Source organism: Isoptericola sp. GX10416 (genome assembly GCF_056590155.1).
In genome coordinates, this window is the sequence record NZ_JBWPVO010000005.1 from 203,922 (window position 1) to 222,623 (window position 18,702).

Annotated in this window: 20 protein-coding genes; 12 read left to right on the top strand and 8 right to left on the bottom strand. The window is 73.1% G+C overall.

Annotated elements, in window-relative coordinates; translation table 11 throughout:
- The first annotated feature begins 5 nt into the window (after nucleotides 1-5).
- On the top strand, nucleotides 6-413 hold the full coding sequence (locus ACWAT2_RS10250; RefSeq protein ID WP_402375194.1) for a pyridoxamine 5'-phosphate oxidase family protein: 408 nt from the start codon (nucleotides 6-8) through the stop codon (nucleotides 411-413).
- Here the strand turns inward: ACWAT2_RS10250 and ACWAT2_RS10255 are convergent.
- The gene (locus ACWAT2_RS10255) at nucleotides 398-637 is read right to left on the bottom strand and encodes an RNA-binding S4 domain-containing protein (RefSeq protein WP_402375192.1); all 240 of its coding nucleotides are present in this window, start codon (nucleotides 635-637) and stop codon (nucleotides 398-400) included. The genes ACWAT2_RS10250 and ACWAT2_RS10255 overlap by 16 nt on opposite strands.
- A 73-nt stretch (nucleotides 638-710) precedes the next feature.
- Here ACWAT2_RS10255 and hisD point away from each other — a divergent pair, with 73 nt between their 5' ends.
- Nucleotides 711-2,033, top strand: coding sequence for a histidinol dehydrogenase (hisD, locus tag ACWAT2_RS10260; RefSeq protein ID WP_402375190.1), 1,323 nt, complete (start codon nucleotides 711-713; stop codon nucleotides 2,031-2,033).
- A 37-nt stretch (nucleotides 2,034-2,070) separates the two neighbouring features.
- The gene (locus ACWAT2_RS10265; protein ID WP_402375188.1) at nucleotides 2,071-5,367 is read left to right on the top strand and encodes a DEAD/DEAH box helicase; all 3,297 of its coding nucleotides are present in this window, start codon (nucleotides 2,071-2,073) and stop codon (nucleotides 5,365-5,367) included.
- Here ACWAT2_RS10265 and ACWAT2_RS10270 read toward each other — a convergent pair.
- Both ACWAT2_RS10270 and ACWAT2_RS10275 read right to left on the bottom strand, forming a co-directional pair.
- Entirely contained in the window at nucleotides 5,364-7,631 is a 2,268-nt protein-coding gene (locus ACWAT2_RS10270; protein ID WP_402375545.1) for a RecQ family ATP-dependent DNA helicase, read from the bottom strand. The genes ACWAT2_RS10265 and ACWAT2_RS10270 overlap by 4 nt on opposite strands.
- Nucleotides 7,632-7,856: 225 nt before the next feature.
- A complete protein-coding gene (locus ACWAT2_RS10275; RefSeq protein ID WP_402375186.1) occupies nucleotides 7,857-8,270 on the bottom strand; it encodes a hypothetical protein in 414 nt (137 codons plus the stop codon).
- A 62-nt stretch (nucleotides 8,271-8,332) separates the two neighbouring features.
- On the opposite strand from ACWAT2_RS10275, the gene ACWAT2_RS10280 reads away from it, so the two are divergent.
- Genes ACWAT2_RS10280 through ACWAT2_RS10310 form a run of 7 tightly spaced genes read left to right on the top strand, consistent with a single transcriptional unit; the run spans nucleotide 8,333 to nucleotide 13,371 of the window.
- A complete protein-coding gene (locus ACWAT2_RS10280) occupies nucleotides 8,333-8,800 on the top strand; it encodes a Rieske (2Fe-2S) protein (RefSeq protein ID WP_402375184.1) in 468 nt (155 codons plus the stop codon).
- 42 nt (nucleotides 8,801-8,842) lie between these two features.
- Complete coding sequence (locus tag ACWAT2_RS10285) at nucleotides 8,843-9,973, top strand: histidinol-phosphate transaminase (protein ID WP_402375182.1); 1,131 nt, start codon at nucleotides 8,843-8,845, stop codon at nucleotides 9,971-9,973.
- A complete protein-coding gene (gene hisB, locus ACWAT2_RS10290) occupies nucleotides 9,973-10,575 on the top strand; it encodes an imidazoleglycerol-phosphate dehydratase HisB (RefSeq protein WP_402375180.1) in 603 nt (200 codons plus the stop codon). Before ACWAT2_RS10285 ends, hisB begins: the two co-directional genes overlap by 1 nt.
- A 1-nt stretch (nucleotide 10,576) precedes the next feature.
- Complete coding sequence (locus tag ACWAT2_RS10295; RefSeq protein WP_402375178.1) at nucleotides 10,577-11,122, top strand: hypothetical protein; 546 nt, start codon at nucleotides 10,577-10,579, stop codon at nucleotides 11,120-11,122.
- Nucleotides 11,119-11,859 (top strand): imidazole glycerol phosphate synthase subunit HisH, encoded by a 741-nt coding sequence (gene hisH / locus ACWAT2_RS10300; protein WP_402375177.1) that lies wholly within the window; start codon nucleotides 11,119-11,121, stop codon nucleotides 11,857-11,859. The genes ACWAT2_RS10295 and hisH overlap by 4 nt, the downstream gene beginning before the upstream one ends.
- 46 nt (nucleotides 11,860-11,905) lie before the next feature.
- The gene (gene priA, locus ACWAT2_RS10305; protein ID WP_402375175.1) at nucleotides 11,906-12,637 is read left to right on the top strand and encodes a bifunctional 1-(5-phosphoribosyl)-5-((5-phosphoribosylamino)methylideneamino)imidazole-4-carboxamide isomerase/phosphoribosylanthranilate isomerase PriA; all 732 of its coding nucleotides are present in this window, start codon (nucleotides 11,906-11,908) and stop codon (nucleotides 12,635-12,637) included.
- Nucleotides 12,634-13,371, top strand: coding sequence for an SseB family protein (locus ACWAT2_RS10310; RefSeq protein ID WP_402375174.1), 738 nt, complete (start codon nucleotides 12,634-12,636; stop codon nucleotides 13,369-13,371). The genes priA and ACWAT2_RS10310 overlap by 4 nt, the downstream gene beginning before the upstream one ends.
- A 10-nt stretch (nucleotides 13,372-13,381) precedes the next feature.
- Here the strand turns inward: ACWAT2_RS10310 and ACWAT2_RS10315 are convergent, their stop codons facing one another.
- The 5 genes from ACWAT2_RS10315 to ACWAT2_RS10335 all read right to left on the bottom strand — a co-directional run bounded on the left by ACWAT2_RS10315 (nucleotide 13,382) and on the right by ACWAT2_RS10335 (nucleotide 17,278).
- Nucleotides 13,382-14,035, bottom strand: coding sequence for a S1C family serine protease (locus ACWAT2_RS10315; protein WP_402375172.1), 654 nt, complete (start codon nucleotides 14,033-14,035; stop codon nucleotides 13,382-13,384).
- A gap of 80 nt (nucleotides 14,036-14,115) precedes the next feature.
- Complete coding sequence (locus ACWAT2_RS10320) at nucleotides 14,116-14,724, bottom strand: hypothetical protein (RefSeq protein ID WP_402375170.1); 609 nt, start codon at nucleotides 14,722-14,724, stop codon at nucleotides 14,116-14,118.
- Between the two features lies 1 nt (nucleotide 14,725).
- Nucleotides 14,726-15,088, bottom strand: a complete 363-nt coding sequence (locus tag ACWAT2_RS10325) for a DUF1844 domain-containing protein (protein ID WP_402375543.1) — start codon at nucleotides 15,086-15,088, stop codon at nucleotides 14,726-14,728.
- Nucleotides 15,089-15,309: 221 nt separating this feature from the next.
- On the bottom strand, nucleotides 15,310-16,770 hold the full coding sequence (locus tag ACWAT2_RS10330; protein ID WP_402375168.1) for a catalase: 1,461 nt from the start codon (nucleotides 16,768-16,770) through the stop codon (nucleotides 15,310-15,312).
- 64 nt (nucleotides 16,771-16,834) lie between these two features.
- The gene (locus tag ACWAT2_RS10335) at nucleotides 16,835-17,278 is read right to left on the bottom strand and encodes a Fur family transcriptional regulator (protein WP_402375167.1); all 444 of its coding nucleotides are present in this window, start codon (nucleotides 17,276-17,278) and stop codon (nucleotides 16,835-16,837) included.
- A 419-nt stretch (nucleotides 17,279-17,697) separates the two neighbouring features.
- Here ACWAT2_RS10335 and infC point away from each other — a divergent pair, with 419 nt between their 5' ends.
- Together infC and rpmI are read left to right on the top strand one after the other, a co-directional pair.
- Entirely contained in the window at nucleotides 17,698-18,372 is a 675-nt protein-coding gene (gene infC / locus ACWAT2_RS10340; RefSeq protein ID WP_480048907.1) for a translation initiation factor IF-3, read from the top strand.
- 102 nt (nucleotides 18,373-18,474) lie between these two features.
- A complete protein-coding gene (gene rpmI, locus ACWAT2_RS10345; protein WP_106267914.1) occupies nucleotides 18,475-18,669 on the top strand; it encodes a 50S ribosomal protein L35 in 195 nt (64 codons plus the stop codon).
- The last annotated feature ends 33 nt before the right edge of the window (nucleotides 18,670-18,702 follow it).

Consider the following 18,702-nt stretch of genomic DNA (forward strand, 5'->3'; position numbering starts at 1 on the left):
CGCCCGTGATCCGACTCAACCCCGAGCAGCTCGTCTTCGTCACGGAACGGCACCTCGCGACGCTGACCACGCTGCGCGCCGACGGCACGCCGCACGTGGTCCCCGTGGCCTTCACCTGGGACGCCGAGCGGGGCGTCGTGCGGATCACCGCGCGGCGCACGTCGGTCAAGGCGCGCAACGCCCGCCGTCGGGGGCCGGACGGTGAGCCGCCACGGGCTGCCGTCTGCCAGGTCGACGGCGGCCGGTGGATGACGCTCGAGGGGACGATCGCCGTCGTGGAGGACGCTGACGAGGTGGCCGAGGCGGTCCGCCGCTACGCGAAGCGGTTCCGGCAGCTCGAGCACGACCCGGACCGGATCGTGCTGCAGCTGACCCCGGACCGGGTGATGGCGTCGGCCTACATGTCGTCCTGAACGACGACGGCGGTCTCCTCGCCCTCGGGGCCGACGACCGTCACCCGTGCGCCGGCGCGCAGCTGACGCCCGCGCCGCGTCTCGGTCTCGCCGTCGACGCGGACGTCGCCGTCGGCCACGAGGTCGCGGGCGTGGTTCCCGGACTCGGCGAGGCCGGCGAGCTTGAGGAACTGGCCGAGCCGGATGGCGTCGTCGCGGATCGGGACCTCGAGGGGGTTGTCCATGCCTCGTATTGTCCCAGCGACCACCGTCCGGGACGACCGGCCGGGCCCGTAGGGCACGGCCTAGACTGGGGACGTGATCCAACGCATCGATCTTCGTGGACAGGTCCTGTCCCGCGCCGAGCTGCTGAGGGTGCTGCCGCGCCCTGAGGTCGGCGTGGAGCAGGCCGTCGACGCCGTCGCTCCGATCCTGACCGACGTCCGGACCCGTGGCGCCGCCGCGCTGCGCGACCTGGGCGAGCGTTTCGACGGGGTGCGCCCGGATCATCTGCGGGTGCCCCGGCACGCGATCGACGAGGCCCTGGCCGGCCTCGACCCGCTCGTCCGCGACGGGCTCGAGGAGGCGATCGTCCGCGTGCGAGCAGTGCACGCCGACCAGATGCCCACCGAGCACACGACCGTCCTGGCCGACGGCGCGGAGGTGCGGCAGCGCTGGATCCCCGTCGAGCGCGTGGGTCTCTACGCGCCGGGCGGCCTGGCGGTCTACCCGTCGTCGGTGATCATGAACGTCGTCGCCGCGCAGGAGGCGGGCGTGCCGTCCCTCGCGGTGGCCTCGCCCCCGCAGAAGGACTCCGGCGGCCTCCCGCACCCCACGATCCTGGCGGCGTGCGCCCTGCTCGGCGTCGACGAGGTCTACGCGGTCGGCGGTGCCCAGGCGGTGGCGATGTTCGCCTACGGCGCGCACGGGAGCGAGCCTGTCGACGGAGAGGTCCTCTGCGAGCCGGTCGACGTCGTCACCGGTCCGGGCAACGTCTACGTCGCCGCCGCCAAGCGGCTCGTGCGCGGCGTCGTCGGCATCGACGCCGAGGCCGGTCCCACGGAGATCGCCGTCCTCGCCGACCACACCGCCGACGCGGGGCACGTGGCGCTCGACCTCGTCAGCCAGGCCGAGCACGACCTGATGGCGGCCTCGGTGCTCGTGACGCCGTCGGTGGAGCTCGCAGGCGCGGTGGAGGCGAAGCTGGTGGACCTCGCGGAGGCCACGAAGCACGCCGCCCGCGTCACGACGGCGCTCGCCGGACCGCAGTCGGCGGTGGTGCTGGTGGACGACCTCGACCAAGGGTTGTCGGTGGTCGACGCCTACGGCGCCGAGCACCTGGAGATCCAGACCGAGAGGGCCGCCGAGCTCGCCGAGCGCGTCCGGTCGGCGGGGGCGATCTTCGTCGGCCCGTACTCGCCGGTCTCGCTCGGCGACTACATGGCGGGTTCGAACCACGTGCTGCCCACGGGCGGGACCGCACGCTTCGCCAGCGGGCTGGGCGTGCACGCGTTCCTGCGCTCGGTGCAGGTCGTCGACTACTCCCGGGAGGCGCTGGCGAAGGTGGCCGACCGCATCGCCGCGATCGCGGTCGACGAGGACCTTCCCGCGCACGGCGAGGCGGTGCGCGGCCGCTTCTGAGCCGGTCGTGTCAGGGCGTGGTGGGACGATGGGTCCCATGCCCGCCCCTTCCGCCCTGCCGCCCCGGCTCGACCCGCTCGTCGTCGGCGGGATCGTGGGCACCACGACGTTCCGACGCGCGCAGGGCTACCAGCGCGCGGGCATGGTCGCCTCCTGGCGGTGGGACGCCGACGGGCTCGTCCTGAGCGCGCGGGTGGCGGGCAGCGGCCCGCAGCCCTACGACTGCCGCATCTGGTTCGTGGTCGACGACGCGGGTCGCTACGCGTTCCACGCCTCGTCCTGCTCGTGCCCGGTCGCGGTCGACTGCAAGCACGTCGCGGCCACGCTGCTCCACGTCCGCCCGCACGGCGAGGAAGGCCGGAGCGGCACGGGCGGCACGGACTGGCGGGACCGTCTCGCCGCCGTCACGGGCGCTTCCGGTCCGACGGCGGCTCCGTCGTCCGGCGGAGTGCTGCCGGTCGCGCTGCGCTTCCGCCTCGACGGCGCCCTGGGGGAGGCCGCTCCCGGGCTGTCGGTCCGGCCGGTGGTCCCGTCGCGCGGCGGCGGCTGGAAGACGGCCCCTGAGGCGAGCTGGGACGCCCTGACCCGTGGCCTCTACGCGTTCGCCGGTGTCCGCGCCACACCCGTGCCGGAGGTGCGGCGCTGGTTCGCGGACCTGGGCGCCGCCCTCGAGGACCGCTCCGTGCGGTCCCGGGACGCGTGGCGTCCGCTCGACGCCGGCGGGCGCGGGCTGTGGGCGCTCCTGGCCGAGGCCGCAGACCTGCAGATCCCGTTCGTCGGCCACGGAGCCCGTGACGACGTCCACCTGGCGGGGGCGGCGACGGTCCGGCTCGAGGTCGCGGCGTCGGCCGACGGGGTGCGGTTGTCGCCCGTCGTCGCCCTGGACGGGGTCGACGCGTCCGGCGAGGCGCAGCTCGGCACCGTCGGCGACACCGGCCTGTACGCCGTCGAGACGAGAGACGGCCGGGTGGTGCTCCGGATCGGTCCGGCCCCGCAGCGACTCGGGGAGGGCGTCCGCGAGCTGGTGGCGCTCGGCCCCACCGACGTGCCGGCGTCGGACGTCGACGAGTTCTTCACCGAGCATCTGCCCGCCCTGCGCCGTGCCGCTCGCGTCGCCTCGGACGGGAGCGTGGAGCTGCCGGAGAACCCTCGGCCCCTGCTCGTCGCCACTGCCCTGTTCGGCTCGCCCGAGCACGCCGACCTGACCTGGACGTGGCGCTACCCGCGGGGAGACGGGGAGCCTCGTGCCGTCCCGCTGACGGGTGCGGTGGCGGACCCGGGCCGCGACCCGGAGACCGAGGCGGAGATCCGGGAGAAGGCCACGTCCGTGGTCCGCGGCATCGCCGGGTTCGAGCGGTTCGAGATCGACGACCACCAGCGGTTCACCGGGCTCGACGCCCTGGACCTGGCGCAGGACGTGCTGCCGGCGCTCGCGGCCGCCGAGGTGCGGGTCGAGGGCGACCCGGCGCCCGACTACCACCACCTGGACGGGCCCCCGCGCGTGGTCGTCGACGGTGCGCCGTCCGGCCGCTCCGACTGGCTCGACCTGGGCATCTCGGTGACGGTCGCCGGCAAGGAGGTGCCGTTCACGAAGCTCTTCACCGCTCTGGCGCACGGACGCAAGCGGCTGCTGCTCGTGGACGGTTCGTGGCTGCACCTGAACCAGCGCTCGCTCGGCCGGCTGCGCTCGCTCATCGAGGAGGCCACCGCGCTCAGCGACCGGCCGGGGCGCCTCAGCCTGAGCTGCTACGACACCCAGCTCTGGGGCGAGCTGGAGGAGTCCGCGGACGAGGTACGGGTCCCCGACCGGTGGCTCCGCTCGGTGGCGGACCTGCGCCGGATCGCCGACGGGGGTGGCACACCGGTGCACCTCGAGCCCCCAGAGGGGTTGCATGCTGACCTGCGTCCCTATCAGCACCAGGCGTACGAGTGGCTCACCTACCTGTGGCAGCACGGGCTCGGCGGCATCCTCGCGGACGACATGGGGCTCGGCAAGACCGTCGAGACGCTCGCCTTCCTCGCCCGCGTCCGCGCGGACGCGGCGGCCGACGGGCAGACCGCGCCACCGTTCGTCGTCGTGGCGCCCGCGTCCGTCGTCGGCAACTGGGTCGACGAGGCTGCGCGCTTCACCCCCGGCCTGGAGGTGGCCGCTCTCGCCGCCACGACCAAGAAGCTGGGCCGTCGCCTGGCCGAGGTCGTCGACGGCGCCGACGTCGTCGTCACCTCGTACGCCGTGTACAGGCTGGAGTTCGAGGCGTTCGACGCTCTCGAGTGGTCCGGCCTGATCCTGGACGAGGCCCAGTTCGCGAAGAACCCGCGCACCCGGGCGAACCAGACGGCTCGCCGGCTCGACGTCCCTTTCAAGCTGGCGATCACGGGCACGCCGCTGGAGAACAACCTCACCGAGCTGTGGGCGATGCTCGCGATCGTGGCACCGGGGCTGTACCCGTCGTTGCACCGCTTCCGGGCCGAGACGATCCGGCCGGTCGCCGCCGCCGCCCAGGACGACGACGCCGCGGTCGTCGCGGCGGGAAACCGTGCGCTGGAACGCCTCAAGCGGCGCATCCGGGTGCTGATGCTGCGACGCACCAAGGCGCAGGTCGCTCCGGAGCTGCCCGCCCGCCAGGAGCAGGTGCTGAGGGTGCCGCTCGCTCCCGACCACCGCAAGGTCTACGACACGCACCTGCAGCGTGAGCGGCAGCGGCTGCTGGGCCTGCTCAGCGACTTCGAGGCCAACCGCGCGGCGATCTTCCGCTCCCTGACGACGCTGCGGCGTCTCGCCCTGGACGCCGCACTCGTCGACGACGCTTACGCCGGGACCACCTCGACCAAGCTGGACACCGTCGTCGACCAGCTCGTCGAGCTCGCCGCCGAGGGACATCGAGCCCTGGTGTTCTCCCAGTTCACCTCGTTCTTGCGCCGCGTGGAGGAGCGGTGCGCGGAGGCCGGCCTGCCCGTGGCCTACCTGGACGGGAGCACCCGGAACCGGGCGGCGGTGATCCGCGGATTCAAACAGGGCACCGCTCCGGTGTTCCTCATCAGCCTCAAGGCGGGCGGCGTGGGCCTCAACCTCACCGAGGCGGACTACGTCTACCTGCTCGACCCCTGGTGGAACCCGGCGGCCGAGGCGCAGGCCATCGACCGCACGCACCGGATCGGCCAGACCCGCCGGGTGGTCGTCACCCGGATGGTCGCCGCCGACACCATCGAGGAGAAGGTCATGGCGCTCGCCCAGCGCAAGGCCGCGCTGTTCGACGCGGTCCTCGACGACGACGCCGGAGCGTTCGCCGGGGCGCTCGCCGCCGACGACGTGCGCGGCCTGCTCGACGGTTAGCGCACGCCGAGCACGAACGGGTGGACCGCTGCCGCGCCGGCCTGGCGCAGGAGCCGTGCCGCGACGGTGAGGGTCCACCCCGACTCGGTCCAGTCGTCCACCAGCAGCACGGTGCGACCCGGGAGGCCGGACAGTGCTGCCTCGCCGAGCTCGAGCCGCAGCCGCTGGACGACGCCGGCGAGCCGCATGGCCGAGTTCACGTCGTGCCGGCCTGGCTCCTCGGCTCCCGGCGCGGGACCGACGGCCCCGATGAGCGGGACGCCCAGGTAGGACGCCAGGCCGTTGGCCAGGTGATAGGTGAGCTGCGGCCGCGTCACGGAGCGCACGGCGACCACACCCTCGACGACGAGCCGCCGGTCGACACCGGCGTCAGGCGCGGCACCGGACCCCTCGTCGGCGCCACCAGCCGTACGGATCGCGTCCCAGGCGTCGAGCACCCGTGCCGCCGCGGTGCGGAGCGCGGTCGGTGTCTCGCCGTCCGGCGTCGTCGGCGCGAACAGCTCGCGCACAGGTCCCGACCATCCCAGCCCGTCGAACCGGGCGACGGCGCGACCGGGCTCGGCGCGCTCGGACTCCGGGATCTTGCCCTTGACGTCCAGGCCGAGCGTCGCCAGACCGGAGGGCCACATCTTGCGGGGCTCGACCCCGACGCCGGGACGGTCCATCTCCGAACGAGCCTCGGCGACCGACTCGTTGGACGGCGGGGGCGGCAGAGTCACCCCGCCGCACCGGTCGCAGCGCCCGCACGTCCAGCCGTCGGGCAACGCCGGGTCGTCCAGCTGCGCTCGCAGGAACCGCATCCTGCATCCCGTCGTGGCCACGTAGTCGAGCATCGCCTGGGCCTCCGTGCGGCGCGTCTCGGCGACACGCTCGTACCGGGCGGCGTCGTAGACCCACTCGACCCCGGTGGCCACCCAGCCGCCCTTCACGCGGCGGACCGCACCGTCGACGTCCAGGACCTTGAGCATCGACTCGAGTCGGGACCGCTTGAGGTCGACGTACGTCTCGAGGTTCGCGGTCGACATCGTCTCGCCCGTCTGGGCGAGCGCAGCGAGGGTAGCCCGGACCTGGGGCTCGGCCGGGAAGGCCTGCGACCCGAACCAGTCCCAGATCGCCTTGTCCTCGTGCCCGGGCAGCAGCACGACGACGGCGTCGTCCACGCCACGTCCTGCACGGCCGACCTGCTGGTAGTAGGCGATCGGGGACGACGGCGCCCCCAGGTGCACGACGAACGCGAGGTCCGGCTTGTCGAAGCCCATGCCGAGCGCGGACGTCGCGACCAGGGCCTTGACCCGGTTCTCCTTGAGGTCCTCCTCGAGCTGCGCACGCTGCGTCGGGTCGGTGCGCCCGGTGTACGCGGCCACGGCGAGTCCGGCGCCCCGGAGCTGGGACGCCACCTCCTCGGCGGCGGAGACGGTCAGGCAGTAGACGATCCCGGACCCGTCGATCTCCTGCAGCGCCTCGACCAGCCAGGCGACGCGGGTCGGCTGGTCCCCGAGCTCGAGCACCGCCAGGTGCAGGGACTCGCGGTCGAGGGCGCCCCGCAGCACGAGCACGTCGTCGGTCGTCGCCAGCGCGCCGTCGTCGGCGGCCATGCCCGCGCTGCGTCCGTCGGCGTGGACCGCCATCTGCTCGGCGACGTCGCGGGTCACCCGCTCGTTGGCCGTGGCCGTCGTGGCGAGCACGGGGATGCCCGGCGGCAGGTCGGCCAGCAGCGTGCGGATGCGCCGGTAGTCGGGGCGGAAGTCGTGCCCCCAGTCGGAGATGCAGTGCGCCTCGTCCACCACGACGAGCCCGGCGTCGGCCGCCAGGCGGGGCAGCACCTCGTCGCGGAACGCGGGGTTGTTGAGACGTTCGGGGGAGCACAGCAGGACGTCCACCTCGCCGGCGGCGATCTGGGCGTGCACCTGGTCCCACTCGGTGACGTTGGCGGAGTTGATCGTCACCGCGTGGATCCCTGCGCGCGCGGCGGCCGAGATCTGGTCTCGCATGAGCGCGAGCAGCGGGGAGACGATCACCGTGGGACCCGCGCCGCGGGCACGCAGCAGGCTGGTCGCCACGAAGTACACCGCGGACTTGCCCCAGCCGGTGCGCTGCACCACCAGCGCGCGGCGGTGGAACGCCACCAGCGCCTCGATCGCGCTCCACTGGTCGTCGCGGAGCTCGGCGTCGTCCCGGCCGACCAGGGCTCGCAGCGCCTCGGTCGCCTGCTCGCGCAGTGTCCCGCCCTCGCCGCCGGCGGTGTCCATCAGGCCGCGCAGCATCGCGAGCTTGGCCCGCTTGGCGGCCTCCGACCGGTCGGTGGCGGGGCGCGCAGCGGCGGCGTCGGCCGGCGGGACGAGACCGTCGTCCGGCGGCGCGTCGTCGACCGGCGGGGGGACGTCGTCGTCGGTCCAGGCGGGTACGAGGTCGGCGTACGGGTCGTCCGAGGAGGTCACCCTGCGATCGTAGGCCGAATCGGCGACAGCCCGCCGTGGCCGTCCACAGGCTCAGTGCGCGTGCTCTCGGACGAGCGCCACGGTGGAGGCCACGACGGCGACGAGCTCCGCGGCCGCGGCGACGAGCTCGTTCACCCCGACGAGCTCCGACGAGACACCGAGCAGGTCGGACGTGGCGGAGGTGATGAACGCCAGCAACGTCGCGGCGCCGAAGACGATGCCGCCCACCAGGGGCAGCCAGTGCCGCCACGTGAGCAGCAGCACGGCCAGGACCACGCCGCTGACGGCATTGACGAGGAAGAGCGGCCCCACGAGGTCGATGTCGTCGTAGCCACGGGTCCACAGCACGAGGTGCACCACGGCCGAGACCAGCACGCCGGACGCGGCCAGGGACCGCCACACCCAGGAGGGGCCGACGGCGCCTCGGCCGCGTGCCGCTGGCACCGGTCCGGTGGGGGCGTCCATGATGGACATGCTGCCACCCGGTATGGCCGACGTCACCACGAGACCTCCCAGGAGCCCGTCCCATGAACGAGTCCACCGTTTCCCAGCCTTCTCCCGGTGCCGGGTGCCGGTCACGCCGCCAGGTGCTGCGCGGCGCGGGCCTCGTGGCGGGGGCCGTGGCCGGCGGCGGCGTCCTGGTGGCGTGCGCGGAGGGGACGGGCTCGGACCGGTCGGCCGACGAGGTCAGCGCCTCTGCGGCGGGCCAGGCCGTGGTCGCCCTGGACGACGTGCCGGTCGGCGGCGCGGTGAGTGCCGAGGTCGCCGGCGTGCCGGTGCTCGTGACCAGGCCGACCGAGGACGAGGTGCACGCGTTCAGCGCGGTCTGCACCCACCAGGGCTGCACCGTCACCCCCGGCGACGGCGTCCTCGAGTGCCCTTGCCACCGTTCGGTGTTCTCGCTCACCGACGCCGCGGTGCAGGCCGGCCCGGCGCCCGAGCCACTCGGAGAGATCGCCGTCGAGATCTCCGGTGCCGACGTCGTCGTCTCCTGACGGCAAGGCGGAGCACCGCCCGGTCGCTCGTAGACTGGGTCGGTGACCACCCCTGACGCTCCCGCGCTGCCGCTGCGCCCCGAGCTCGCCGACGAGGTGCCCTACGGCGCCCCGCAGCTCGACGTGCCCGTGCGGCTCAACGTCAACGAGAACCCCTACGCGCCGTCCGACGCCGTCGTGGAGACCATCGCCGAGCGCGTCGCGCACGCGTCGCGCACGCTGAACCGCTACCCGGACCGCGACTTCGGGGACCTGCGGGCCGACCTCGCGGACTACCTGGCAGTGGAGTCGGGCGTGCGGCTCGACCCCGCACAGGTGTGGGCCGCCAACGGCTCGAACGAGATCATGCTGCACCTCCTGCAGGCCTTCGGCGGGCCCGGCCGCACCGCGGTGTCGTTCGCCCCCACGTACTCGATGTACCCCGAGTACGCGCGAGACACCCACACCCGGTGGGTGACCGGCCGCCGGGCCGAGGACTTCACCGTCGCCCCCGAAGAGGCGGTCGCGCTCATCGAGGCCGAGCAGCCGTCGGTCGTCCTGCTCGCCAGCCCCAACAACCCGACCGGCACCGCGCTGACCACCGCGACGATCGAGAAGATCCTGGACGCCGCGGCGCGGGTGCCCGCCGTGGTCGTGGTCGACGAGGCCTACGCAGAGTTCCGGCGCGAGGGCACGCCGTCGGCGCTCGCGCTCCTCGACCGGTATCCGCACCTGGCCGTGACGCGCACCATGTCCAAGGCGTTCGCGGCCGCGGGCCTGCGGCTCGGCTACCTGGCGGCGTCGTCGGAGCTCGTCGACGCGCTCCGCGTCGTCCGGCTGCCGTACCACCTGTCGGCGGTCACCCAGGCCGCGGCCCGCGCGGCGCTCGAGCACCGCGACTCGCTGCTCGCCCAGGTGGCGGACCTGCGTGCGGGGCGCGACGAGCTCGTGGCATGGTTGCGCCAGCAGCACGTCGACGGCCGGCCGCTCCAGGTCGCCGAGACCGACGCGAACTTCGTCCTCTTCGGCGTGCTCGACGACCGGCACGCCGTCTGGCAGCAGCTGTTGGACCGCGGCGTGCTCATCCGTGAGACCGGCCCCGAGGGCTGGTTGCGGGTCTCGGTGGGAACGCCCGACGAGACGCAGGCGTTCAAGGACGCGTTGACCGACGTGATCGGCGAGAAGGAGCAGTGATGGCAGACCGCACCGCGCGCGTGGAGCGCACCACGAGCGAGTCGAGCGTCGTCGTCGAGCTGGACCTCGACGGCACCGGTCGGACCGACATCTCCACCACCGTGCCGTTCTACGACCACATGCTCACCGCCCTGGGCAAGCACTCCTTGATCGACCTGACCGTCCGGGCCACGGGGGACACCCACATCGACGCCCACCACACGGTCGAGGACACCGCGATCGTGCTCGGCGAGGCGCTCAAGCAAGCCCTGGGCGACAAGAAGGGGATCGCGCGGTTCGGCGACGCCCTCGTCCCCCTCGACGAGGCGCTCGCCCAGGCCGTCGTCGACGTGTCGGGACGGCCCTACCTGGTGCACTCCGGCGAGCCCGCCGGGCAGGAGTACCACCTCATCGGTGGCCACTTCACCGGGTCCCTCACCCGGCACGTCCTGGAGTCGGTCGCCCACCACGCCGACATCTGCCTCCACGTCCGGGTCCTGGCAGGCCGTGACCCGCACCACATCGTCGAGGCCCAGTTCAAGGCCCTGGCCCGCGCGCTGCGGGCCGCCGTCGCCCGCGACCCGCGCGTCGAGGGCATCCCATCGACCAAGGGAGCGCTGTAGGGTGCCCAGTCCCTCCACACCTGACCAGCCCGGGCACCAGGAGCTGCCCGACGTGCCCGGAGACATCGAGATCCCCGACGACCTGTCGGGCCTCACGGGAGCACGCAGGGCGCCCGAGCTCGCGGTCCTGATCACCCAGGTCGCCGAGGCGGAGCCGCTCGCGGCCGCGTGCGCGCTGGCGGACATCGACGTCGACGTCGTCCCGACGCCGGTCGGTGCGCTCGGCGTGCTGCGCGACACCTCGGACGACCTGCCGAACCGCGCCGCCGTCTCGATCTCCCAGCTCGTCGCGGGCGTCCCGCTCGTGCTCGTCACCCGCTGGGGCGAGCAGCTCACCTGCGTGCGCTACGTCGACGGGACGGACGACGGTGAGCTGCCGCCCGGGCTCGTGCTCGGCGGCGCGCCCGACGCGCTCGAGGACCTCCTGACCGGACACCTCACGCTCGCCGACCTGCCCGGTGTGGTCTCGTCGACAGGCATCGGCCGGCTCAAGGCGGTGCGGATGCTCTCGCAGGTGGCCCGCAAGGGACGGAAGAAGAAGCGATGACGGCCGCTCCCGGCCTGCTGCCCGACGACGGCGCCGCCGCCGAGCTCAACGCGCGGCCCGCGCCTCACGGTGCCCCGACGACGCGTCCTCGCGTCGTGGTGCTCGACTACGGGTTCGGCAACGTGCGGTCCGCCGTGCGCGCCCTCGAGCGGGTCGGGGCCGACGTCGAGCTGACGGCCGACCGGCACGCCGCCGCGGAGGCGGACGGCCTGGTGGTCCCGGGCGTCGGAGCGTTCGCAGCCTGCATGGAAGCCCTCCGGGCGGTTCGCGGCGACCAGATCGTCGACCGTCGGCTCGCCGGCGGCAGGCCCGTGCTCGGAGTCTGCGTCGGCATGCAGGTGATGTTCGATGCGGGCGTCGAGCACGGCGTCCGGGCCGACGGCATGGGGGAGTGGCGCGGCGTCGTCGACCGGCTGGAGGCACCCGTGGTGCCGCACATGGGCTGGTCGGGCGTCGAGGCGGCGCCGGGATCCACCCTGTTCGCCGGGGTCGAGCAGGAGCGGTTCTACTTCGTGCACTCCTACGCGGCCCAGACGTTCACCCAGGGGCACGACGACGCCGCCGACCCGCGCTACGTCCCTCCGCGCGTCACGTGGTCCTCCCACGGTCCGGCCGGGGAGCCCGCCCGGTTCGTCGCGGCCGTCGAGGACGGCCCGCTGTCCGCGACGCAGTTCCACCCCGAGAAGTCCGGCGACGCCGGCGCCACCCTGCTCGAGAACTGGGTGCGGTCGCTGTGAGACGCTCCGGCCGCCCCGCCACCCCTCACGACTGGAGTCCTGACGCATGACCGAACGCCTCGTCCTGCTGCCCGCCGTCGACGTCGCCGACGGCCAGGCCGTCCGCCTGGTCCAGGGAGAGGCCGGCTCGGAGACCTCGTACGGCGACCCGCGTGCCGCCGCTCTCGACTGGCAGACCGGCGGCGCGGAGTGGATCCACCTGGTGGACCTCGACGCCGCGTTCGGGCGCGGCTCCAACGCGGAGCTGCTCGCGAGCGTCGTGGCCGAGGTCGACGTCCAGGTCGAGCTCTCCGGCGGCATCCGGGACGACGCGTCGTTGGAGCGTGCCCTCGCGACGGGCGCGCGCCGCGTCAACATCGGCACCGCGGCCCTCGAGGATCCCGAGTGGACGGCACGAGTCATCGCCGAGCACGGGGACAAGGTCGCCGTCGGCCTGGACGTGCGCGGCACGACGCTCGCCGCGCGGGGCTGGACGCAGGAGGGTGGCGACCTCTGGGAGGTCCTCGCGCGTCTCGACGACGCCGGCTGCTCCCGGTATGTCGTCACCGACGTCACCAAGGACGGCACGCTCCGCGGCCCGAACGTGCAGCTCCTGCGTGAGGTCGCGGCCAAGACGCCGGCCAAGGTCGTCGCCTCCGGGGGCATCTCCTCGCTGGACGACCTGGTCGCGTTGCGTGCACTGACCGGTGACGGCGTCGAGGGCGCCGTCGTGGGCAAGGCGCTCTACGCGGGCGCGTTCACGCTCCCCGAGGCGCTCGACGTCGCGGGGCGCCCATGAGGTCCATCCAGCCGACCAGCCAGTTCGCCGGCGACGACGGCTCGGCCGACCCCGAGCTCGTGCGCCGGCTCGACGGCCTGCAGGCCGGCACCACCCCGCTGCGGGACGTCGTCGCACGTCTGGCGCAGACCCGCGTGCTCGTCCCGGTGCTCGCCGAGGTGGAGGCGACCGGCACGGTCGAGCACGACGGTGTCGAGCACACGGTCGACAAGGAGGCGTCCTCGGGCGTCGTGGCGCTCGAGTCCGCCGACGGACGGCGGGCCCTGCCGGTCTTCACGTCGGTCGCGTCGATGCGGGCCTGGCGCGCGGACGCACGTCCCGTCCCGGTCGAGGCGACGCGCGCGGCACTGTCCGCGGTCAACGAGAAGTGGTCGCTGCTCGTCGTCGACCCGGAAGGCCCGGTGACCGCGCTCGTGCCCCGACCCGCCGTCTGGGCACTGGCCCAGGGGATCGAGTGGCGTCCCGCCCTGGTGCCGACGGACGACGGGCTGGAGGTCGACGCCGAGGTGGCTCGCGCCATCGTCGACGCGGCCGCGCCCGTCCAGCACGTCGTGCGCGCCTCCGCCGAGCCGGGCCGCAAGGCCGAGGTCGCCGTCGTCCTGGCACTGGACCCGGGCCTGGACCGCGCGGGGCTGGACACCGTGCTCGGGCAGGTCAACGCGCGGCTGGCCGCGGCGAAGGTGGTCGCGGACCGGGTGGACTCGCTCGAGCTGCGCATCGCCGCGGCACGCTGACGCCGGCGCCTCAGCAGGGCACGAGCTCGGTGAACGACGCGGAGTCGTCGAGCATCTCGCGCAGCGTCGACTGCGGGACGAGCAACGACCGTCCGTCCGTCGTCTTCGCGTAGACGACGCCGATGACCTCGCCGTCGTCGTCCAGGGCCGCCGAGCCGGACGACCCGGGCTCCACGGGCGCGTCCGTGACCAGGACCTCGCCGAGGTTCTCGTGCAGAGGGTCCCTCGTGGTGCCGATGACCTGCCCGGCCGTCACGGTCAGGCGGCCGCCCGCCGGATAGCCCACGACCGTCACGTCGTCGCCCTGCTCGGGGTCGTCGTCGGCGATCCGCGGGTAGGACGGCAAGGGCTCCTCGGTGCGGACGACGGCGAGGTCCGCCAGCGCCGCGGTGCTCGCCGCCGACACGTCGAGGTCGCGGCCGTCGTAGGTGCTTACCTGCAGGGAGGCTGAGTCTGCGACCACGTGCCGGTTCGTGATGAGGGTGTGCTCGTCGACGGCGAACCCGGACCCGGTCGACAGGCTGCTGCATCCGACGTTCCGGATCCGCACGGCCATGCGCTGGACGGCGTCGAACCCGTCGGGGGAGAGCTGGTCCGACCCCTCGGCGGACAGCGTCGGTGCCGCGACCGACGGGACGATGTCCTCGGGCACAGGCGGCGGCATGTCGGGGACCTCTGCGCACGACGTGACGACCGCCGTGAGCAGGACGGCGGCGAGCCCGGCCGGTCTCCGAGCCGGCCGACTCACTGCGCGAGCTCCTGCTGGAGCTGGGTGTTCGCGTCGTTGGCCTCCGCGCACAGCGCCTCGACGTCGGCCGCGAACCGCTCCAGGTCGGCCGGGTCGTAGGCGTCACGGTCCTCCAGGTAGCCGATGAGCTGGAACTGGGCGGCCGTGCACTGGCCCAGGGCGGTGGCGACCACGCCGGCCGCCTCGCTCACACGCCGTTGGTAGTCGAGGTACTGCTGGCTGGCGACGTTCTCGTCGCCGAGCTGAGCCTTCTCGTCGGCCAGGTCGGTGATCCGCGCGGTCGCCGTGTCGAGCTGCTCACGCGCCGAGACGAGCTCGGCGGTCACACCGTCCAGCTCGGCCTGCAGCGACGCGACCTCCTCGGCGTAGCCGTGCGCCTCCGACTCCCACCGGCTGGCGTGGTCCTCCCAGGCGGACGTCGTCCGCCACAGGTAACCCACGGCGACGAGAGCCGCCACCAGCAGCACGGCGAGCACGACGGCGGTGATCTTCGCGGTCCGGCCGCGCCGGCGTGCGCGCCCCGGCCGCGCGGGATCGTCCGGCGCGGCGACGCTGGACGCGACCGGCGCCGTCGACGGCTCCCACGGGCCCGAGGACTGCGACATGTCAGACGACGGAGCCCGTGTACTTCTCGCCCGGCCCTTCGCCCGGCTCGTCCGGGACGACGGACGCCTCGCGGAAGGCGAGCTGGAGGGAGCGCAGACCGTCGCGCAACGACCGGGCGTGCTGGTTGCCGATGTCCGGTGCGGCGGCGGTCACCAGCGCGGCGAGCGCCGTGATGAGCTTGCGGGCCTCGTCGAGGTCGAGGTGCTCGGCCGAGTCCTCCTCCGCCAGACCGCACTTGACGGCGGCGGCGCTCATGAGGTGGACGGCAGCGGTGGTGATGACCTCGACGGCGGCCACGTCGGCGATGTCGCGCGTCGCCGTGCCGGCGTTCGGGACGGCACCGGGATCGGGGGTATGACTCATGAGGTCCATCTTGGCACCTTCAGGGACCGGACAGACCCGAGGCCGGGCCCGCAGGAGCGGGCCCGGCCTCGGACGGCGTGCGGCGGGCGGGTGCCTCGTGCCTCGGCCCCCACCCTGTGCTGCGCTCCGGCTCAGCCGGCGGTGTCATGGCCGGCCGAGCCTGCGCTCCGCGGCGGGCGGGTGCCTCGTGCCTCGGCCCCCACCCTGTGCTGCGCTCCGGCTCAGCCGGCGGCGACCTCGGCGCGGAGCTTGGCGCCCAGCTCGGCGTCGACGTTCGTCCAGTACTGGAAGAACCGCTCGCGGATCTCGTCGATGGTGATCGACCGGCCCTGCCCGGTGAGGGTCTCGAGGAAGCGTGCCTTGGCTGCGTCGTCGAAGACCTCCCGGTACAGGGTGCCCGCCTGGCCGAAGTCGTCGTCCTCGGAGTGCAGAGTCTGCGCAGAGCGCATCAGCTCGCCGTCCGTCTCCCATGCCGCCTCGACGCCGCGCACCGGGTCGGCCACGGGGCCACCGGCGGCGCCGAACGAGTTCGGCGTGTAGACGCGGTGCTCCGGGCCGTTGAAGTGGTACTGCATGTTGCCCTGGTGCATGTAGTTCGCGACGGGGGCGGCGTGCGGCTGGTTGACCGGCAGCTGGTTGAAGTTGGTGCCGATGCGGTGGCGCTGCGCGTCCGGGTACGAGAAGACCCGAGCCATGAGCATCTTGTCGGGCGAGATGCCGGTGCCGGGCACCTGGTTGCCCGGCGAGAAGGCCGCCTGCTCGATCTCTGCGAAGAAGTTGCGCGGGTTGCGGTTCAGCGTGAACGTGCCGACCTTGATGCGCGGGTAATCCTTCTTCGACCAGGTCTTCGTCATGTCGAACGGGTTGAAGCGGTACGACTTCGCGTCCTCGTACGGCATGACCTGGACGTAGACGTCCCACGAGGGGAACTCGCCGCGGTCGATGGCCTCGTACAGGTCGCGACGGTAGTAGTCGGCGTCCTCGCCGGCGATGCGCTCGGCGTCCTCGGCCGACATGTTCACCACACCCTGCTGGGACAGGAAGTGGTACTGCACCCAGAAGCGCTCGCCCTCGGCGTTCACCCACTGGTAGGTGTGCGAGCCGTATCCGTTGAGGTGCCGCCACGACTTCGACAGGCCGCGGTCACCCATGACGTAGGTGACCTGGTGGGCCGACTCCGGGGACAGGGTCCAGAAGTCCCACTGCATGTCGGCGTCGCGAAGACCCGAGGCGCCGAGGCGCTTCTGGGAGTGGATGAAGTCGGGGAACTTCATCGCGTCGCGCAGGAAGAACGTGGGCGTGTTGTTGCCGACGACGTCGAGGTTGCCCTCGGTGGTGTAGAAGCGCAGCGAGAAGCCGCGGACGTCGCGCCAGGTGTCGGGGGAGCCCTGCTCGCCGGCCACGGACGAGAACCGCAGGAGGGTCTCGGCCTTGGCGCCCGGCTGGAAGACGGCGGCGCTGGTGTACTGCGACACGTCCTCGGTGACCTCGAACTCACCGAAGGCGCCGCCGCCCTTCGCGTGCGGGTTCCGCTCCGGGACCCGCTCACGGTTGAACGACGCGAGCTTCTCGACGAGGTAGCGATCGTGGAGGACGGTGGGACCGTCGGACCCGACGGTCAGGGAGTGCTGGTCGCTCGCGACCGGCGTACCGGTCTGCGTCGTCGTGAAGGGGGTCGTCATAGAACGTCCTTTCTCAGGGCTTTCTCAGGGTTCGGGGACTTGCGCAAGGGGAGGTGGAGGGGGATCAGCGCGCCTCGGCGCACCGGGAGCACGTGCCCCAGAAGGTGACCTCGGCGAGATCGACGGTGAACCCGTGGGTGTCGCTCGGTGTCAGGCAGGGTGCGTGGCCCACGGTGCAGTCCACGTCGGCCACGAGGCCGCAGCCGCGGCACACCACGTGGTGGTGGTTGTCGCCGACGCGGCGCTCGTACCGGGCGGGGTGGCCGGCAGGTTCCATCCGCCGCAGCAGGCCCGCCGTGGACAGGGTGTTCAACGAGTCGTAGACGGCCTGCACCGAGGCGGTGCCGAGGTCGGTGCGCACGGCACGGATGACGTCGTCGGCCGTCGAGTGCTCGTGCCCGTCGAGCGCACGCAGCACCGCGAGCCGCACACCGGTCACCCGGAGACCGGCGGCACGCAAGAGCTCGTGCTCCGCGGTCGCCGTGTCGGCGGGGGTGGTGTGGGCCATGTCCGCAGCCTACGACGTTGTCTGGAATGATTCCAATCTGGCCGCGTGACGTACGTGACACGGTGGGGCTGTTCAGGTGCTGGCCGGTCCGGGGGTGGCTCGTGCTAGTCTCGTGTGCTGACCGACCCGACCGTTCTCGACGGCCGGGTGCAGCAAGTGGAGATCATCCCACCCGAGCACCGACGGGCGCCGTGCCGCGAGGCAGCGCCGACAGGGGCCGGGTCCGGTCGGACGGCACGCGTCGTCCTGCCTCCGGTCGTCGGCGTTCTGCGCTCGACGTCACCGGACGATGGCCTCCACCTGTTCGCTCAGGGCGGGGGCCTTCCTTCGTTCCTGGCGGTCTCACGACGACTTCTAGGAGCATCACCATCAGCGAGCCTCGCATCAACGACCGGATCCGCGTCCCCGAGGTCCGGCTCATCGGCCCGGGCGGGGAACAGGTCGGCGTGGTCGCCACAGGGGTCGCCCTCAAGCTGGCGCAGGACGCCGACCTCGACCTCGTCGAGGTGGCGCCGGACGCCCGGCCGCCCGTGGCCAAGCTCATGGACTTCGGCAAGTTCAAGTACGAGTCGGACATGAAGGCGCGTGAGGCGCGTCGCAAGCAGGCGAACACCCTCCTCAAGGAGATCCGGTTCCGCCTGAAGATCGACCCGCACGACTACGCCACCAAGAAGGGCCACGTCGAGCGCTTCCTGTCCGCCGGCGACAAGGTCAAGGTCATGATCATGTTCCGTGGCCGTGAGCAGTCGCGCCCCGAGATGGGCGTGCGGCTGCTGCAGCGGCTCGCGGACGACGTGGCGGAGCTCGGCTTCGTCGAGTCGATGCCCAAGCAGGACGGGCGCAACATGACCATGGTCCTCGGGCCGGTCAAGAAGAAGGCCGACGCCAAGAGCGAGCAGCGCAAGCGCTCCGCCGAGGTGGACGCCCAGCGCAAGACCAAGTCCGAGGTCAAGGCCGAGGCTCGCGCCAAGGCCGCCTCGCAGGAGCAGCCTGCCGCACCGGCCGAGAAGCCCGCCGAGGCCTCGGCTCCGGAGCAGGACGAGTCGACGTCGGCGCCGCGGCCCGCACCCAAGCCGAGCCAGCGGTCCAGCTGACGGCTCGACAGACCACCTGACACCGGGCCGGCGCACCGGCCGCGGTCAGCATCACGTCTCCTGCCCTCGGGCGGGTGACCGACACGAGGAGAGACGGCAGTCATGCCGAAGAACAAGACGCACTCCGGCTCCAAGAAGCGCTTCCGGGTGACCGGCAAGGGCAAGCTCATGCGCGAGCAGACCAACGCTCGCCACTACCTCGAGCACAAGTCGAGCCGCCGTACGCGTCGGCTCGCCGTGGACCAGGACGTCGCACCCGCCGACGTCAAGCGAATCAAGAAGCTGCTCGGCAAGTGAGCCTCGCCGGCGGCCGATCCCGCCGGTAGCCAT

Coding starts and splice junctions, on each gene's coding strand:
- hisB (WP_402375180.1), top strand. CDS start 9,973: ATGGCAGACCGCACCGCGCGCGTGGAGCGCACCACGAGCGAGTCGAGC.
- ACWAT2_RS10255 (WP_402375192.1), bottom strand. CDS start 637: ATGGACAACCCCCTCGAGGTCCCGATCCGCGACGACGCCATCCGGCTC.
- hisH (WP_402375177.1), top strand. CDS start 11,119: ATGACGGCCGCTCCCGGCCTGCTGCCCGACGACGGCGCCGCCGCCGAG.
- ACWAT2_RS10335 (WP_402375167.1), bottom strand. CDS start 17,278: ATGGCCCACACCACCCCCGCCGACACGGCGACCGCGGAGCACGAGCTC.
- ACWAT2_RS10280 (WP_402375184.1), top strand. CDS start 8,333: ATGAACGAGTCCACCGTTTCCCAGCCTTCTCCCGGTGCCGGGTGCCGG.
- ACWAT2_RS10275 (WP_402375186.1), bottom strand. CDS start 8,270: ATGGACGCCCCCACCGGACCGGTGCCAGCGGCACGCGGCCGAGGCGCC.
- ACWAT2_RS10265 (WP_402375188.1), top strand. CDS start 2,071: ATGCCCGCCCCTTCCGCCCTGCCGCCCCGGCTCGACCCGCTCGTCGTC.
- ACWAT2_RS10270 (WP_402375545.1), bottom strand. CDS start 7,631: ATGCTGCGCGGCCTGATGGACACCGCCGGCGGCGAGGGCGGGACACTG.
- priA (WP_402375175.1), top strand. CDS start 11,906: ATGACCGAACGCCTCGTCCTGCTGCCCGCCGTCGACGTCGCCGACGGC.
- rpmI (WP_106267914.1), top strand. CDS start 18,475: ATGCCGAAGAACAAGACGCACTCCGGCTCCAAGAAGCGCTTCCGGGTG.
- ACWAT2_RS10325 (WP_402375543.1), bottom strand. CDS start 15,088: ATGAGTCATACCCCCGATCCCGGTGCCGTCCCGAACGCCGGCACGGCG.
- ACWAT2_RS10315 (WP_402375172.1), bottom strand. CDS start 14,035: ATGCCGCCGCCTGTGCCCGAGGACATCGTCCCGTCGGTCGCGGCACCG.
- ACWAT2_RS10320 (WP_402375170.1), bottom strand. CDS start 14,724: ATGTCGCAGTCCTCGGGCCCGTGGGAGCCGTCGACGGCGCCGGTCGCG.
- ACWAT2_RS10330 (WP_402375168.1), bottom strand. CDS start 16,770: ATGACGACCCCCTTCACGACGACGCAGACCGGTACGCCGGTCGCGAGC.
- ACWAT2_RS10310 (WP_402375174.1), top strand. CDS start 12,634: ATGAGGTCCATCCAGCCGACCAGCCAGTTCGCCGGCGACGACGGCTCG.